At 64.0% G+C, this 16354-nt stretch carries 15 protein-coding genes and 2 pseudogenes; 8 read left to right on the top strand and 9 right to left on the bottom strand.

All coding sequences use genetic code 11. The features are described 5' to 3' along the window. Window positions 1–56 precede the first annotated feature (56 nt). The 4 genes from U5A67_RS28185 to U5A67_RS28200 form a co-directional block, all read right to left on the bottom strand. Complete coding sequence (locus U5A67_RS28185; RefSeq protein ID WP_415767956.1) at window positions 57–1001, bottom strand: ABC transporter substrate-binding protein; 945 nt, start codon at window positions 999–1001, stop codon at window positions 57–59. A 102-nt stretch (window positions 1002–1103) separates the two neighbouring features. Further along, a complete protein-coding gene (locus U5A67_RS28190; protein ID WP_321816857.1) occupies window positions 1104–2147 on the bottom strand; it encodes an ABC transporter permease subunit in 1044 nt (347 codons plus the stop codon). 59 nt (window positions 2148–2206) lie between these two features. Further along, entirely contained in the window at window positions 2207–3760 is a 1554-nt protein-coding gene (locus U5A67_RS28195) for a sugar ABC transporter ATP-binding protein (protein ID WP_321816858.1), read from the bottom strand. Next, window positions 3747–5039, bottom strand: coding sequence for an ROK family transcriptional regulator (locus tag U5A67_RS28200; RefSeq protein WP_321816859.1), 1293 nt, complete (start codon window positions 5037–5039; stop codon window positions 3747–3749). Before U5A67_RS28200 ends, U5A67_RS28195 begins: the two co-directional genes overlap by 14 nt. A gap of 237 nt (window positions 5040–5276) precedes the next feature. Between U5A67_RS28200 and U5A67_RS28205 the strand changes: the two genes are divergently transcribed. The 4 genes from U5A67_RS28205 to U5A67_RS28220 all read left to right on the top strand — a co-directional run bounded on the left by U5A67_RS28205 (window position 5277) and on the right by U5A67_RS28220 (window position 7956). Further along, window positions 5277–5630, top strand: a complete 354-nt coding sequence (locus tag U5A67_RS28205; RefSeq protein WP_321816860.1) for a YciI family protein — start codon at window positions 5277–5279, stop codon at window positions 5628–5630. A 129-nt stretch (window positions 5631–5759) separates the two neighbouring features. Beyond that, window positions 5760–6182 (top strand): YciI family protein, encoded by a 423-nt coding sequence (locus U5A67_RS28210; protein ID WP_321816861.1) that lies wholly within the window; start codon window positions 5760–5762, stop codon window positions 6180–6182. Window positions 6183–6225: 43 nt separating this feature from the next. Then, a complete protein-coding gene (locus U5A67_RS28215; RefSeq protein ID WP_205985653.1) occupies window positions 6226–6645 on the top strand; it encodes a VOC family protein in 420 nt (139 codons plus the stop codon). Further along, the gene (locus U5A67_RS28220) at window positions 6646–7956 is read left to right on the top strand and encodes an RNA polymerase sigma factor (RefSeq protein WP_321816862.1); all 1311 of its coding nucleotides are present in this window, start codon (window positions 6646–6648) and stop codon (window positions 7954–7956) included. On the opposite strand, the pseudogene U5A67_RS28225 reads toward U5A67_RS28220, so the two are convergent. After that, window positions 7944–8390 (bottom strand): annotated as a pseudogene (locus U5A67_RS28225) (LysR substrate-binding domain-containing protein); the annotation flags it as partial. The gene U5A67_RS28220 and the pseudogene U5A67_RS28225 overlap by 13 nt on opposite strands. Here U5A67_RS28225 and U5A67_RS28230 point away from each other — a divergent pair. Beyond that, window positions 8385–9077: pseudogene (locus tag U5A67_RS28230) on the top strand (MFS transporter); the annotation flags it as partial. The pseudogenes U5A67_RS28225 and U5A67_RS28230 overlap by 6 nt on opposite strands. A 77-nt stretch (window positions 9078–9154) precedes the next feature. Here U5A67_RS28230 and U5A67_RS28235 read toward each other — a convergent pair. Beyond that, entirely contained in the window at window positions 9155–10507 is a 1353-nt protein-coding gene (locus U5A67_RS28235) for an MFS transporter (protein ID WP_321816863.1), read from the bottom strand. A 303-nt stretch (window positions 10508–10810) separates the two neighbouring features. On the opposite strand from U5A67_RS28235, the gene U5A67_RS28240 reads away from it, so the two are divergent. Further along, complete coding sequence (locus U5A67_RS28240) at window positions 10811–11893, top strand: lactonase family protein (RefSeq protein WP_321816952.1); 1083 nt, start codon at window positions 10811–10813, stop codon at window positions 11891–11893. Window positions 11894–11915: 22 nt separating this feature from the next. Here the strand turns inward: U5A67_RS28240 and U5A67_RS28245 are convergent, their stop codons facing one another. Then, on the bottom strand, window positions 11916–12371 hold the full coding sequence (locus tag U5A67_RS28245) for a hypothetical protein (RefSeq protein WP_321816864.1): 456 nt from the start codon (window positions 12369–12371) through the stop codon (window positions 11916–11918). A 5-nt stretch (window positions 12372–12376) separates the two neighbouring features. After that, window positions 12377–13393, bottom strand: a complete 1017-nt coding sequence (locus U5A67_RS28250; RefSeq protein ID WP_205985288.1) for a 1-aminocyclopropane-1-carboxylate deaminase — start codon at window positions 13391–13393, stop codon at window positions 12377–12379. 163 nt (window positions 13394–13556) lie between these two features. On the opposite strand from U5A67_RS28250, the gene U5A67_RS28255 reads away from it, so the two are divergent. After that, window positions 13557–14057, top strand: coding sequence for an Lrp/AsnC family transcriptional regulator (locus U5A67_RS28255; RefSeq protein WP_321816865.1), 501 nt, complete (start codon window positions 13557–13559; stop codon window positions 14055–14057). Window positions 14058–14095: 38 nt separating this feature from the next. Here the strand turns inward: U5A67_RS28255 and U5A67_RS28260 are convergent, their stop codons facing one another. Continuing rightward, complete coding sequence (locus U5A67_RS28260) at window positions 14096–15241, bottom strand: serine hydrolase (RefSeq protein ID WP_321816866.1); 1146 nt, start codon at window positions 15239–15241, stop codon at window positions 14096–14098. Window positions 15242–15492: 251 nt separating this feature from the next. Between U5A67_RS28260 and otnI the strand changes: the two genes are divergently transcribed. Next, the gene (otnI, locus tag U5A67_RS28265) at window positions 15493–16281 is read left to right on the top strand and encodes a 2-oxo-tetronate isomerase (RefSeq protein ID WP_321816867.1); all 789 of its coding nucleotides are present in this window, start codon (window positions 15493–15495) and stop codon (window positions 16279–16281) included. Window positions 16282–16354: the final 73 nt, after the last annotated feature.

The following is a 16354-nucleotide window of genomic DNA, read 5'->3' on the forward strand; positions in this document are numbered from 1 at the left end:
AATAAAAATGGCGGCCTGAAATGCCGCCATTTCCACACGCGAACTCAACCTGGCAATCAATGCTGCGACGACCAGCCCTTATAGCTGCCCACGTTGTCGCGCGTCACGAGTTGCGGCGTCATCTGGATCAGCGGATTCGCGGGTTTCTTGCCATTCATGATGTCGTAGCCCACGGTCACGGCCGTTTGTGCCATCTTCCACGGGTCCTGGCTCGCCGATGCCTGCACCAGCGTATCGGTCTTGAGCGCAGATTCGATATCGGGCGCGCCGTCCACCGAAGTAATCACGATGTTGTTGCGATGCAGTTGCTTGGCGGCCAGATCGCTGCCCACGGCCTGCGGATCGTTAATCGTGAACACGCCGGCCACTTGCGGGAAGCGCGTGAGATAACCCTGCATCGCGTTCATGCCGCCTTCGCGCGAACCCTTGCCGTCCTGATCGTCGGAAAGCACCTTGATGCCCGGCGACTTCGCGAGCACCTGCTTGCAACCGTTCACACGATCGATCACGGCCGACACCTGCGGACCGTTTTCGATAATAACGTTACCCTTGCCGTTGATCTTCTTCGCGAGGAACTCGCACGAGATCGCGCCGGCCTTGACGTTGTCGGTTTGCACGGTGGCGTCGGCGCCCGCGGCGCTCACGTCCACGGCCACCACCACGATGCCGGCCGCGCGCGCCTTGCGCACCGCCGGTTCGATCGCCTTGGGATCGGAGGCGTTCAGAAGAATCATGTCCACGTGCGCCGAAATAAAGTTATCGATCTGCGTGAACTGCTTGTTCAGATCGTAATCGGCGGAAACGGCGGTGACTTTCGCGTTCGGGTTGATCTGTTTAGCCTTGGCTTCGGCACCCTGCACGATGGTCACGAAGTAAGGATTGCCAAGCGAACCCACGGTGATGCCGATCGACTTCAACTGCTTGTCGGCGGCATGCGCGCCTTGCAGCGCGAATCCCATGGTCAGAGCGGCAGCGGCGAGCAGAGTCTTTTTCTTGAACATGAACGTGTCTCCAGAGAGGTCCTGTTGGTGTTGTCGTGCAGGGCGGGCGCAGGAGGACCGCATGCGCCCGCTTATATAGTCGCGAAGTGGTTGCAGGGTCGATCAGGTGCGAGCCGAACCCCGTTGACGATAACGATCCAGCGCCACGGCGCCGACGATCACGAGGCCCTTGATGATGTATTGCCAGATATCCGAAACGCCCAGCAGCACGAGGCCGTTGGTGAGCACCGCAATAATGAGTGCGCCGATCAGCGTGCCGACGATCGAACCCACGCCGCCCACGAAGCTCGTGCCGCCCAGAATCACCGCAGCAATGGCATCGAGTTCATACGACTGGCCCAGTTGCAGACCGTTCGCAGCATAAAGACGCGCCGCCGACATCACCGCGCCCAAACCCGCGAGCAGGCCCGACACCGCGTAGACGAACATCTCGATCGCCCAGACCTTGATGCCGGAAAGACGCGCCGCTTCGGGATTGCCGCCCACCGAGTAAATATGCAGACCCAGCACGGTACGGCGCAGCACGAACCACGAAGCCGCCACCACCACCAGCGCGATGATCACGAGCCAGGGCACGCCAAGCACCGAACCATTGCCGATGAACGCGAACGAAAGCTGCGGATTGAAGATCGTCGTGTCGTGGCCCATCAGGCGTGCGATACCGCGCACCGCAGTGAGCGACCCGAGCGTGACGATAAATGGCGGCAGACGCAGCAGCGAGATCAGCGCGCCATTGATGACGCCGAATCCCAGACCCACGCCCAGCGCAGCCGGAATGCCGAGCCAGCCCATGCCGACGATGGTCGAACCCAGCATCGCCGCAACCGCTGCGGCGGCCAGAATCGAGCCCACCGAAAGGTCGATGCCGCCCGTGAGAATCACGAAGGTCATGCCGGCGGCCAGCACGATATTGATCGACGCCTGTTGCGTCACGATCGACAGATTCTCGAACGTAAAAAAGCCGTCGTTGAGCAGACCAAAGCCGATGCACAGCAGCACCAGCACCGGCAGCATGCCCGCCGTGCGCATGATCGACTTCATGCGCGCGCGATGGCCGTCGATGGCCTGGCTGCGCGTCGATTGCGTCGCCTGCGCGCCCGGTGCGGAATTGGCCGCAACGCCGTGGCGGGGAAGAATGTTTTTCATGATGTCGTGCTCCTCAATATCTCTTCGACGAATGCGTCTGTTTTTGCAGATGCCGCGCTTCAGGCGGCTTCGTCCAGCGCGCCCTGCGAGCCGGTGGCGAGTTCGATGATGGCTTCCTGACTGATGGGCTTGCCGGTATAGCCGCCCAGTTCTCCGGCGAACTCGCCTTCGCGCATGACCAGCACACGATCGGCCACGCCGATGATTTCGGGCAGTTCGCTCGAAATCACGATGATGCCCACGCCGGTTTTGGCGAGGTCGTTGATGATGCGATAGATCTCCGACTTCGCGCCGATATCGACGCCACGGGTCGGCTCATCAAGAATCAGCACGCGCGGCTTCGTTTCCAGCAATCGGGAAAGCAGCACCTTCTGCTGATTGCCGCCCGAGAGCGCGCCCACATTCACGCGCGGGCTGGGCACGCGAATCGACAGCGCGCGGATCGAATCTTTCGCACGCGCCGAACCGCGCGCGAGATCGAGCACACCAAAGCGCGCATCGCGTCCGGCCACGGCCACGTTGATGTTGTCGCGCACACTCATGTCGAGAAAGAGACCTTGATGCTTGCGGTCCTCGGTGAGATACACGAGGCCCGCGTCGATCGCATCGCGCGGCGTATGCACGGCGAGCGTGCGTCCGTCGATGGCGATATCGCCGCGCGCGCGGGGCTCCGCGCCGAAGATCAAACGCGCCAGTTCCGTGCGGCCTGCGCCCACCAGTCCCGCAATGCCGAGCACTTCGCCCGCATGCAGATCGAGGCTGCAACCGCGCACGCGTTTGTTGTCGGCGACATCGCGCACGGTGAGCACCACCTTGCCCGGATCGTAGGGCGCGTGCGCCTTTTTGTAGAACCCCGAAATATCGCGGCCCACCATCATGCCGACCAGGCTTTCCGCGCTCAGTTCTTCGCGCATCAGCGTGCCCACATAGCTGCCGTCGCGCAGCACGGAAACGCGATCGGAAAGCTCGTAAATCTCGGCCATGCGATGGCTGATGTAGATGATCGCGAGACCTTCTTCGCGCAGTTGCAGAATCAGTTTGAAAAGCCGCTCGGTTTCGCGCGAGGAGAGCGGTGTGGTCGGCTCGTCCATCACGATGATGCGCGCTTCGGTATGGACGGCGCGCGCGATTTCCACGAGTTGGCGTTCGGCGATCGACAGCGAACCCACCAGTGTGGTGGGCCCGAAACTCGCGCCCAGACGCGTCAAAACGTCTTCGCAACCGCGCTCCATCGCTGCGCGATCAACTACGCCAAAGCGGCGGCCGCCTTTGCGCAATTCGCGGCCCGCGTAGATGTTTTCGGCCACGCTCAGGTTCGGCGCGAGGCTCAGTTCCTGATAGATCACGGCCACGCCCAGTTCGCGCGCGGCAAGCGGCCCGTCGATCACGACGGTTTTGCCGTCGAGCAGGATTTCGCCGCCGGCGTCGGCCTGATAGGCGCCCGAGAGAATCTTCATGAGCGTCGTTTTGCCCGCGCCGTTCTCGCCCATCAGCGAATGCACTTCGCCAGGCCAGACCGAGAGGCGCACGTTGTCGAGCGCGCGCACGCCGGGAAAGGTCTTGCTGATGCCCCGCATTTCCAGCAGCGGGGGCGTCGACTCAGAGCGCGACATGGCTCACCTCCTGGGCTTGCGCCTGCATTTGCGTTGGGTTCTGCAAGGTGGACTGCTGCGCCGCGCCGGCGCCCATCAGGATGCCCGCGCGCGGCGAGAAGTTGAAGAACATCGGCAAGGTGGCCGCGCCCAGCGCGCCCGCATCCTGACCGAAGGTGCCGCGCACCAGTTCGGGCGTGCCGCGCGCTTCGGGCGCCGTGGCCGCGACGGCCCAGCGCAGACGCTCCATCAGCGTGTCGATGAGACCCGCGTCGACGTCGGCATCCAGCACCACGGCCGGCACGTCGAGCACGCACAGCGCCGAACGCAGCGCGGGCGCAAGCGCATCGATGCAATCGTCGAGCCATTCCTCGACGGCCGGATGACCGCTGGCGATATGGCCTTCGATATCGGCGCGGCTTTCGACGCTCGCGCCGCGATATTGCAGATGGCGGCGCAGCGCGATCAGCGAGGCGCGCGAGAGTAGGATGTCCCACTTGCCGTCGGGCTTGTACGCCGAGGGCAGGCTGCTCGGCGGCACCGGCATCACGGCGAAATCGCCCGCGTTGCCCGTGAGACCGCGCACGCAGTCGCCGCCGACTGCAATGCCGCCGCCGATGGCCGGGCCTAGAAACAGATAGAGGAAATCGTCGCGCTGACGCCCGCAGCCGTAGAAGATTTCGGCGATGGCGGCGGCGTTGCCGTCGTTTTCGCTGAACACGGGCAGCGAGAGTGCGCGGCCCAGCTCGCCGGCGAAATCGACTTCGCTCCAGACGCGGAAGGTGTCGGCGGGCAGGCCCAGTTCGCGCAGCCAGCTACCGAGGTTATAAGGCTGCGCCACGCCGATACCCGCCAAGCGCTTGCGTTCTTCTTTGTTCAGCAATCCTGACAATTCGTGAATGTCGCGCTGGACGATTTCCTGCGCTTCGGCCGGTTGCGGCAGCAGCATGTCGTGCGAGCGGCGCTCGATCATCTGGCCCGCGAAATTCACCAGCACGGTTTCGATATTGGTCCGGTCCAGCCGCACGCCAATCGCAAACGCGCCGCGCGGCGACAGCCGCAGCAGCGAAGCGGGCTGGCCGCGTCCGCCATCCAGACGACGCCCGCTCAACTCGATCAACCCGCTCTGGATCAGCGACGTGATGATGCTGCCCACAGCCGTGCTGGTGAGATTCGCAAGACGGGCGAGATCGGCCTTGGACGCCTCGCCGGCGCGCCGCAGCGCCTGCAGCAGCAGGCGCTCGTTGAAGCGGCGAACATTGGCCGAGTTGCTGCCCTGGCCCACATGCGGACTCCTCACGTGTCTCCTCCGTTGGCGTCGCCGGTGGCACCTTGCGGCTGCGTCGGCGACTAAATAAATCAAGTTGATTTATTTAATGACGGAAACCGCCTCGTGTCAGCCTGGGGAAATCCCGGCGATCGCCTGGTTTTTATCTTGCAGAGCGCCGTTCGCGCATCGGCGCGCGTTGTCCGGCGCTATCCTTACTGACGCTTTCGACACCCAAACCGACAGGCATTCTTCTGGAGTAGGCACTTCATGGCATATCTGCTGCTGATCAGCGAGCCGCGCGGCCAGCGCGAGGCCCGCACGCAATCCGAAGGCGAGGCGCTTTACGCGCGCATGGTGAGCTATGCCGAAGATCTCGCGGCGCAAGGCGTGTTGCTCGACGTGCAGTCGCTGGTGTCCGACGCCGATGCCGCGCGCGTAGAAGTGCGGGAAGGGCGCACGAACGTCACCGACGGGCCGTTTTCGGAGGCTAAAGAAATGATAGGCGGCTTTTTCCTGATCGATTGCGCCACGCGCGACGAAGCGCTGGCGTTCGCGCGCGCCTGCCCGGCGGCGCAATGGGCGAGCGTGGAGGTGCGCGAAACGGGGCCGTGCTTTCGCTAGCCGCGTTGAATCCTGGTGCTTTCCCTGGCACGTGAAAAAAATCGTCGAATCGTGTCGATTGGCTTGAGCGTCGCGCGTCGTATCAATGAGCGCATCGTTTCGCTCGATCCGCACATTCAGGAGATTTCAATGCGATTCATGATCATGGTGCGCGCCAATTCGCTTAGCGAAGCTGGCGAGCAACCCGCCGACGAAACCATTTTCGCCGACATGGCCACGTATCACGAGGAACTGGCGCGCGCCGGCGTGTTGCTCGACGCCGCAGGTTTGCAGCCGAGTTCGCGCGGTTTTCGCGTGCGCTATACCGGCGGCAAACCGCATATCGTCGATGGCTCTTACGCCGAAACGAAAGAACTGATTGCCGGTTACACGCTGATCCAGGTGCGCTCGCGCGAAGAGGCGCTGGAATGGGCACGGCGCTTTCCCGCGCCATTCGGCAAACAGATGGATGGCGAAATCGAAGTGCGCCAACTCTATGAACTCGACGATTTCGAAGAACTCGAAAGCATTGAGCGATTTCGCAAGCTCGAAGCACAGAGCAAATTCAAGTGAATCCAGTTAGTCATGCGAATCAAAGTTAATCAAGGAAACGATCATGCACAAGCACATCTTCGTCAATCTGGGTGTCAGCGACCTGAAGCGCTCGATGGACTTCTTCGGCGCGATCGGCTTTCGTTTCGAGCCGAAATTCACCAACGATCAGGCGGCCTGCATGGTGATCGGCGAGAACATCTTTGCGATGCTGCTCACCACCGATTTCATGCGCACCTTCACGGACAAGACGCTCGTCGATGCGCGCGAGCAGACCGAAGTGCTCACCTGTCTTTCGTGCGAGTCGCGCGACGAGGTGAACACGCTCGTCGATAAAGCGCTGGCGGCGGGCGGCACTTCGAAGCGTCCGCCGATGGATTGCGGCGAATCGATGTATGGCCGCAGCTTCGAAGACCCGGACGGCCATATCTGGGAACTGATGTATATGTCGCCGGAAGCGGTGGAGAAGGGAGCGCACGGCTAAGTGGCGCGGAAAAGCGCATCCGTTGCGGCGATCCATCGTTCGATCGAGGCGGTCTGGCGCATCGAACGCGCGCGCGTGATCGCTCACGCCGCGCGCGTGCTGCGCGACGTGGGACTCGCCGAAGACGCCGCTCAGGATGCGCTGGTCGCGGCGCTCGAAAGCTGGCCGGCGAGCGGTATTCCTGCCAACCCTGGAGCGTGGCTCATGACGGCGGCCAAACATCGCGCGCTCGATCGCTTGCGGCGCGCGGCCGCGCATGCACGTGCGCACGATGCCATCGGCGCGGATCTCGACGCGCTGGAGGCGCAGTTCGCGCCCGATATCGCCGATACGCTCGAAGCCGCGCGCGACGACGCTATCGGCGACGATCTGCTTCGGCTCATGTTCGTTGCCTGCCATCCAGTGCTGCCGCGCGAGCAGCGCGTGGCGCTGACCTTGCGGCTGCTGGGCGGTTTGAGCACACCGGAAATCGCGCGCGCGTTTCTCGTTCCCGAAGCGACGGTTGCGCAGCGCATCGTGCGAGCGAGACGCGCACTTGCGGCCGCAAAGGTGCCCTTCGAAGTGCCAGACGCGACGGAGCGCGCCGCGCGGCTTGCTTCCGTGCTGGAAGTGATCTACCTCGTTTTCAACGAAGGTTATGCGGCCACCTCGGGCACGGACTGGATGCGCCCGGCGTTGTGCGAGGAAGCGTTGCGGCTGGGGCGCATGCTGGCCGAACTCGCGTCCGCCGAATCCGAAGTGCATGGCCTGGTCGCGCTGATGGAGTTACAGGCGTCGCGTCTGCACGCGCGTGTGGATCGCGCAGGCCGCGCCGTGCTGCTGGCCGATCAGGACCGCTCGCGCTGGGACCGCCTGCTGATCCGGCGCGGCTTCGCGGCAATCGAGCGGGCGCAGCGGTGTGCTCACGGCGCGCTCGGGCCGAATACGCTGCAAGCCGCGCTCGCCGCTTGCCATGCGAGCGCGCCCGGTACGGCCGAGACCGACTGGCCGCGCATTGTCACGATCTATGATGCGTTGCTGCGCATCGACCCATCGCCCGTCGTGCGCCTGAACCGTGCGGTGGCGGTGGGCATGGCGCAAGGGCCGCAGGCCGCGTTGGCGCTAGTCGATGCCTTGAACGATGAAGCCGCACTGCGCCATTACCCGTGGCTGCCCGCGGTGCGAGGGGATCTGCTCGCGAAACTCGGGCGCAGCGACGAAGCCCGCACGGCCTTCGAACAGGCCGCCGCGCTGACGCAGAACGCACGCGATCGCGAAGTGCTGCTCGCGCGCGCGGCCGCACTGAAGCCCAACGCGTCTCAAACGCCCTGAGCCGTCAACAACCTCAACTGCTTGAGCAACTTGACCGCGGGACTCGGCAAAATTCCCTGACGCCGTCTGAACGCAGTCAACGTGCGTCGTCCAATCACGCCTGGCATTTCCAGTGTATCGAACACGCCCGCCTTGCTCTCGGTCACATACATCGTCGACGGCATCCAGCTAAGGAATCCTGAGCTTCCTGCCAGGCTCTTGAGCACCGTCACGGAACGCGTTTCCACCACCACATTCGGCAAGCCCAGCCCCTGTTCCGCGAAAGCCTGCTGCATATGCTCGAACGGTCCGGTGCCGCGCGGCGGAATCGCCCATTGCGCGTCGAGCGTATCGGCGAGCGTCAGCCCGGTCGTGGCGCGCAGCGGATGATCGAGCGCAGCCACCACATAGCTCGCGTCTTCCCAACGGCAATCGCCGATGGCGGTGATTTCCTCGCGCGTCGCACGCAACGCTGGCCGGAACTCGCGCGGCTGCTCGGCCGCATGTCGCGCGATGTGGCATCCAACGCCACGTTCACCGACCTGCGCGAGCAATGCGCCGAAAAGCACAGCGCCTTCACCGCGCTCTTTCGCGATGGCCGCGCGCGCGACAGCGCCGCCATCTGGGGGGCGTTCTTCATGTGCCTGCTGGCGGTGTACAGCGCGTTTAGCTGGTTGCCGTCGATGCTCACGGCCGAGGGCCTGTCCGTCTCGCTCGCGGGTTACGGGCTGAGCGCCTACAACCTGGGCGGCGTGATCGGCGCGTTGGGATGTGCGCTGGCGATTTCGCGCTGGCCGATGTTGCTGTGCTGCGCGGGCGGCGCACTGAGCGCGTGGATGATACTCGGCGTGGGCGCAACGCAGCATACGGGCTGGCTGATCGCCGGGCTCGGCCTGCACGGCCTGTTCGTGAACGCGGTGCAATCGACGCTTTATGCGCTCTGCGCCTACGTCTATCCGACCAGCGTGCGCGCGACCGGCACGGCTTCGGCGCTGGCGTTTGGGCGTATCGGCGCGATTCTTAGCGCGTTTGCCGGTGCGGCCGTGATCACGGCTGGCGGCGCGTTCGCCTATCTGCTGATGCTCGGCGCGGCGATGGCGGCGGTGCTGATTGCGCTTGCCATCGTGCGTCGGCATATTCCTGCCGATCAGGCGCGCTGAAAGCGGCCGCGCGCCCGTGCTCTGGCGAGACGGGCGCGCGGCGCTTTGAAGCGTGGCGCCTACGCCGCCAGTTCCACGCGCTTGATTTCCTTCACGATCACGAGATAGCTGAACACCGTGATCGCCGCATTCACGCCTACGAAGGCGAGCGCGCTGTCGAACGAGCCGGTCTTCGCCACGAGGTAGCCGATCACGATCGGCGTGACGATGCCGGCCACATTGCCGAACATATTGAAGATCGAGCCGGACAGGCCGATCGCTTCCTTGGGCGCCGTATCCGCCACCACGGCCCAGCCGAGCGCGCCCAGACCCTTGCCGAAGAATGCCAGCGACATCAGCGCAACCACCAGCCAGTCGCTATGCACATAGTTGCAGCCGACGATACACGCCGACAGCGCCATGCCGCCGACAATCGGCGCCTTGCGCGCGAGCGTGAGCGAAGCGCCGCCGCGAATCAGCGAATCGGACAGCACGCCACCCAGCACGCCGCCGAGGAAACCGCACACCGCCGGTAGCGACGCCACGAGTCCCGCCTGCAGGATCGTCATGCCGCGCGCCTGCACGAGGTAGATCGGGAACCACGTGAGGAAGAAGTAGGTGATGACGTTGATGCAGTACTGCGCGAGATAAACGCCCAGCAGCATGCGGTTGGTGAGCAACTGGCGCATCAGCTGCCAGCCGCCATTCGCCTTGCGTTCTTCCTGTGTGCGGCGCTGATGGCCGTTCACGAGGCCGCCGCCTTGCTCGATGTAGTCGAGTTCCTGGCGGTTCACATGCGGATGGTTGGCCGGATTCTTCATGACCTTGAGCCAGACGACGGCAAGCACCAGTCCGCCCACGCCCATCATCAGATAGACGTGATGCCAGCCGTAGGCGTGCGTGACCCATGCCATCAACGGCGTGAACACGACGGCGGCGAAGTATTGCGCCGAATTGAAGATCGCCGATGCGGTGCCGCGCTCTTTGGTGGGGAACCAGCTTGCGACCACCTTGGCGTTGGCCGGGAAGGCCGGCGCTTCGGCCGCGCCCATCACGAAGCGCAGTGCGAACAGCGCGGCCACGGCGGCCGCGGCGCTGCCGAGTACGCCAATCGCGCTTTGCAGCAGCGTGAACAGCGACCAGAGGAAGATGCTGGCCGCGTAGACGCGCCGCGCGCCGAAGCGGTCGAGAATCCAGCCCGCCGGCAGTTGCGAGAGCACATAGGCCCAACTGAACGCGGAAAAGATATAGCCCATGCGGATGGCGTCGAAACCGAATTCGGCGCGCATGGCGGAACCGGTCACCGACAGCGTGGCGCGATCCGCGTAATTGAGCGTGGTGATGATGAAGATCAGCGCGAGGATGACGTAGCGGACTTTCGTGCGCGTCGCGGCATCGGCAGCGGCCGGATTGGCGGTACGGCTCAACGGCATGGTGATGAACCCTTCGGTGTGCGGGAAGCTGGGCTTCCCTGTCTCAATACTGCACTTGTTGTCATACGTCTTTGCAACTTGTAAGAGGCAATCGTACCGCGCCTGTCAGCGCAGGATCAATCGAGTTGCACGCTATTTCGTTGATATTCAGGGTAAACGTGGATTTGTGCGGGCTGCACGCGTGTGGGATCGTCGCGAAAGTTGTTCGACAACATGGGCGCCATGGCCGATGCGGCAGACGCAACTGCACATGGCGCGACACGGAGAAGAAGGCAAAACATGAACAGAAAGGTGGTGCAGGGGATGGTGGGCGCGATGATCGGACTCGCAGGCGCGGCGTTGACAACCCAGGCGGCGCAGGCGGCGACTTACGTCTATGTGTCGAACGCGGATAGCCAGGATATTTCGGTGTTCCGCATGGACGAGGGCAATGGCGCGCTGGCCGCCGTGGAAACCGTGCCCGTCGGCGGCACGGTGATGCCGATGGCGCTGTCGCCCGATCATCGGCGGCTTTATGCGGGGCTGCGCTCGCAGCCGTATCGCGTGGTGAGTTTCGCGATCAATCCGCTCGACGGACGCCTCGACGAACTGGGCCGCGCGCCGCTGGCGGAAAGCATGGCGTATCTCTCGACGGATGCGACGGGGCGCTATCTGCTGTCCGCGTCCTATGGCGGCAACCAGCTTGCGGTGAACCGCATCGGCGCGGATGGCGTGGCGGGCGCGGTGCAGCAGACCATCAAGACCGGGCCGATGGCGCATGCGATTCGCGTGTCGGCGGATAACCGTTACGCGTTTGCTTCGGTGCTGGGTTCGGATGCGTGGCTGCGTCTGCGCTTCGACGCCACGACGGGCCAACTGACGGAAGACGCCGCGCCCGCTTACGCGCTGCCGGAAAAATCCGGCCCGCGCCATTTCGTGTTCGCGGCGGATGGGCGCTTCGTTTATCTGATCGACGAACTCGACGGCAAACTGCACGTGCTCGCCTTCGACCGCACGCACGATACGGTCAAGCCGATCCAGACGATTTCGATCCTGCCGGCCGATTTCCACGGCGACAAACCGTGGGGCGCGGATCTGCATCTGACGCCCGATGGGCGCTTCCTGTATGCGTCGGAGCGCACCTCGAGCACGCTGGCGGCGTATCGCGTGGATGCGGCCACGGGCAAGCTCGAACGCATCGGCACGTATGCCACGCAGAAGCAGCCGCGCGGCTTCAATATCGATCCTTCGGGGCGTTATCTATTCGCAGTTGGCCAGTTGTCGCCGACGATGAGCGTCTATCGCATCGACGCGAAGACGGGCGCGCTGCACGAGACCGGGCAGGCTCCGGTGGGCAAGGGCGCGAACTGGGTCGAGGTGGTGAACTACGCGGGATCGAACGAGTAAGTCCGGGCGATCCCGCCTGTGGCTAGCGCTCGCCGCTCAACTGGGTGGCGAGCACTTCCATCCACACCGCGCCGACGGCTTCGAGCGCGGTTTCAACGGACGTTCCGGCGTCCAGCGCCACGAGCCGGCACGGATGGCCCGTGACCGAACCGAGCCAGTCGAGTTGCTCCACGTGCGCGCTGCACAGCGCGAGCAGACAACCCGGCGGCAGCGGCGCGAGCAGGCGATCGGCATCGGCGTGCGCGCGTTTGAAATCCGCGCCCGGCTTGCTGAACGACGCCAGCCAGTCGGCATGCAACTGCGCGACATCGTGCAACTCGAGCACGCAACACTGCGGCGCGGTGCCAAAGCGCTCGCACAACGCGCGGGCGATCGCCGGCGGCGTGGTGCCGTCGATGACCGCGCAAACCTGCGTCAGCGAACAGGGCGCGCGCAGCCACGCCCAGCGCGACGAATCGACTTCGATGGCGGCGCGCATGGCGATCAGCCGTCGCGGAACAGGAAGCTGTACGCATTGAGCGCGGGCACGCCGCCCAGATGCGCGTACAGCACCTTCGAGCCTGCCGGAAACTCGCCCAGCCGCACCTTGTCGATCATGCCGTGCATGGATTTCCCCTCGTAGACTGGATCGGTCAACATGCCTTCCAGGCGCGCGCATAAGCGAATCGCCTCCAGCGTGCCGTCGTTCGGCAGACCGTATTCCGGGCCGCCGTAGCGCGTATCGAGCACGATGTCCGTATCGCGAATCGGCTTGCCTAGATCGACGATCTCCGCCGTATGGCGCGCGATGCGGGCGATCTGGTCGCGCGTCTGCGCGGGTTTGGCCGAGGCGTCGATGCCGATCACGCGGTCGGCGCGGCCGTCGTGCGCGAAACCCACCACCATGCCCGCCTGCGTGCTGCCCGTCACCGAACACACGACGATGTAGTCGAACTTGAAACCCAGTGCCTTTTCCTGCTCGCGCACTTCCTCGGCAAAGCGCACGAAACCCAGACCGCCGAGCGGATGTTCCGAACAACCGGCCGGAATCGGGAACGGCTTGCCGCCTGCTTGGCGCACGCTTTCGAGCGCGTTTTCCCAACTCGGACGAATGCCGATATCGAAACCGTCCGGCACCAGCCGCACATCGGCGCCCAGGATGCGCGACATTTCGATATTGCCGACGCGGTCATACACCGCGTCGTGATAGTTCACCCAGTTCTCCTGCACGAGCACGCACTTGAGACCGAGATGCGCGGCGACGGCCGCTACCTGGCGCGTCTGGTTCGACTGAATTCCGCCGATCGACACCAGCGTGTCGCAACCCTGGGCGAGCGCTTCGGGAATCAGATATTCGAGCTTGCGCGTCTTGTTGCCGCCGAATGCCAGGCCGCTGTTGCAGTCCTCGCGTTTCGCATAAAGCTCGACCTTGCCGCCCAGGTGCGCGGAAAGCCGGGGTAGCGGCTGGATCGGGCTCGGGCCGAAAGTCAGCGGATGGCGGGGAAATCGATCGAGATTCATGCGGCGCTCCTTGATGTCGATGAGGGTTCGTACTGTCGCGATAAAAGAATGATAAAAACGTGCGCAAAAAATGAGCTTGCGAAATAAATATCGATTACTTACTTTGACTGCGTGAGATGTTCTGCGGAAACACTTTTTGTTCGTCTAGCTGGAGCAACACGCAATGAAATTAAGCCGAAAGACCGACGCCGGCGTGCCAGCCGCGCCTGCGCTGGATCGCATCGATCGGGCCATCCTGCGTCAGATGCAGACCGATGCGTCGATCTCGAATGTCAGCCTGGCGGCGAAGGTGAAGCTGAGCGCGCCCGCCTGTTTGCGGCGCGTGGAACGGCTCAAGGAGATGGGGCTGATCCGCAGCGTGGTGGCGCTGCTCGATCCGAAGGCGCTGGGCGCGGGGATGGTGGTGGTGATCGGCTTCGTGCTCGATCGCTCGACGCCGGAGGCTTTCGCGGAATTCGAGAAAGCCGCGCGCAAGGTGTCCGGCTGTATGGAGTGCCACGTGGTCACGGGCGAATTCGATTACTTCATGCTCGTGCGCACGCGCGACAGCGAGAGCTTCAACCGGCTTCATGCCGAGCAGTTGCTGTATCTGCCGGGCGTGCGGCAGGTGCGCTCGTTCATGGTGCTCAAGGAGATTCTGTCGACGCATGCGCTGCCGATATGAAGCGGCTATGAAGCGGCCGCGCATGCGTCGTGGAGGCGTCAGCGCAGCGAGCAGTTGAGCCAGTGCGAAATGCGCTCGCCATCGAGACGCGAACCTTCGGCGCTCGCGCTATCGAGCATCGTGACGATCACGGGACGGCGGCCGTGGACCATCACGCGCATCACCATGTTGTGCCCCGACTCGTTGATAAAGCCGGTTTTCTGCACGCTCGCCTGCACGCGGCCATAACGCACGAGGCGGTTGCTGCTCACATATTGGAGCTCGCCGTGGCCGGTCGGTACGAGTTGTTCGTTGTCGGTCGAATAACGACGGATCAGAGGATAACCGTTGGCCGCGCGCACCAGCGACGCCAGTTCGCGCGCCGTCGATACGTTGTGCGGCGAAAGCCCCGTGGCGTTGACGAAGTGCGTGCTCGTCATGCCGAGCTGCCGCGCCTTGGCGTTCATCGCCGCCACGAATGCGGGGCGGCCGCCCGGATAGTCGCGCGAGAGCGCCGCCGCCGCGCGATTCTCCGACGACATCAGCGCGATATGCAGCATGTCGGCGCGCGTGAGGCGCGAACCGACCGTGAGGCGCGAACTGGTGAACTTGAGCGTGTCGAGATCGGCGCTGGTTACGCCGATGCGTTGCGCGTAAGCGGAGTGGTGCTGGTCGAGCCAGACCACGGCCATCATCAGCTTGGAAACCGAGGCGATGGGCGCGACGTGATCGGCGTTGCGGGCATAGAGCTGCGTGTGCGTCTGTTCGTCGACGACATAGACGTTGCGCGAAAAGAGCCGCGTGCGCGAAGCCATCGTGAAGCCGCAGCGCGCAAGCAGGTGCGGTTTGTTCGCGGCTGTGGGCGTTGCCGTTGCCGTGGTCGTGGCGCGAACGGGCGCGCGCACCGATGCATGAACCGACGCCCGCGAAGGCGGCGCGCCATGCGGCGTGTGCTTCGATTTCGTGCGTCGGGCCTGTTTCGCGCGCCGTTTGGCCTCGGGCAGTTTGCTGGCGGCGACGGCGGGCGTGGCGCGATGCACCGAACGCGGCTTGCGCGTGAGCTTCGTTTTCTTCGCCGTGACGTGCGTATGCGCGCGCGCAGTAGCGTGATGCGCGTGCGATGTGGCGGCGAAACTGGTGGTCGCCGTGACGCTGGCGAAGAACAGGGCGGAAAGGGCGATCGAAATTCGGGAAAGGGAAATCACCGGCAGAGGCAGTTGAAGCAGGTACGAATGGACTGAATGCGCGGCGCACGCGCGGGCGGACCTCCATATTACATGTCATGTAAGGCGCGGAGCTGGTTCTTGTAGGATGAACGGGGAGAAAGTGCTGAAGCTCGGCGCAGGCGCATGCGTGTTACCGGTCTCAGGGTTATCGCGGATGCTTGTGTCAGGAGGCGCTTTTAGAATGTTTTTCTACCGATACTGCGTAATTACGCTTGTTCCTGGAGTGTTCGATGCCTCGCTTTGCCGCCAATCTTTCGATGATGCATACCGAGCACGCTTTTCTGGACCGCTTCGAGGCGGCGGCGCGTGACGGTTTCGAGGCCGTCGAATATCTGTTTCCCTACGAGCACACGCCCGCAGAACTGAAGGCGCGTCTCGACGATGCGGGTCTTGCGCAGGTGCTGTTCAACGCGCCGCCCGGAGACTGGGCGAGCGGCGAGCGCGGGATCGCGTCGCTGCCGGGCCGCGAGGACGAATTCCGCCGCGGCATCGACACCGCGCTGGGCTACGTGCGCGTGCTCGGCAATCGCAAGTTGCATGTGATGGCGGGCATCGTCGCATCGCCGGACACTCGCGCCGCGCAACGCGAAACGTATCTGAAGAATCTCGCGTTCGCGGCGCAGGCCGCTCAGGCCGAAGACGTCACGATCCTGATCGAGCCGATCAACCCGCGCGACATGCCCGGCTATCTGCTCAACCGTCAGGACGACGCGCAGGCCATCTGCAAGGCCATCGGCGCGCCCAACCTTCAGGTGCAGTTCGACTGCTATCACTGCCAGATCGTCGAAGGCGATCTCAGCGTGAAGCTCGAACGCGATATGGCGAACATCGGCCATATCCAGATCGCGGGCGTGCCCGAACGTCACGAGCCCGATCGTGGCGAGCTCAACTATCCCTGGTTGTTCGAGCGCATCGACGCGCTTGGCTATAACGGCTGGATCGGCTGCGAGTATCGTCCGCGCACGACGGCGTCGGCGGGACTCGACTGGGTCCGGCCTTATCTGCCCGCGCGTGGCTAAACGCCCGTCGCCGGGCGTCGTCGCGCAGGGCCATAACCAGTTGTCGCTTTCCCACAGGCATGAACGGAGCAAT

The sequence above is a fragment of the Paraburkholderia sp. J69-1 genome, assembly GCF_905220255.1.
Taxonomy (GTDB): Bacteria; Pseudomonadota; Gammaproteobacteria; order Burkholderiales; family Burkholderiaceae; genus Paraburkholderia.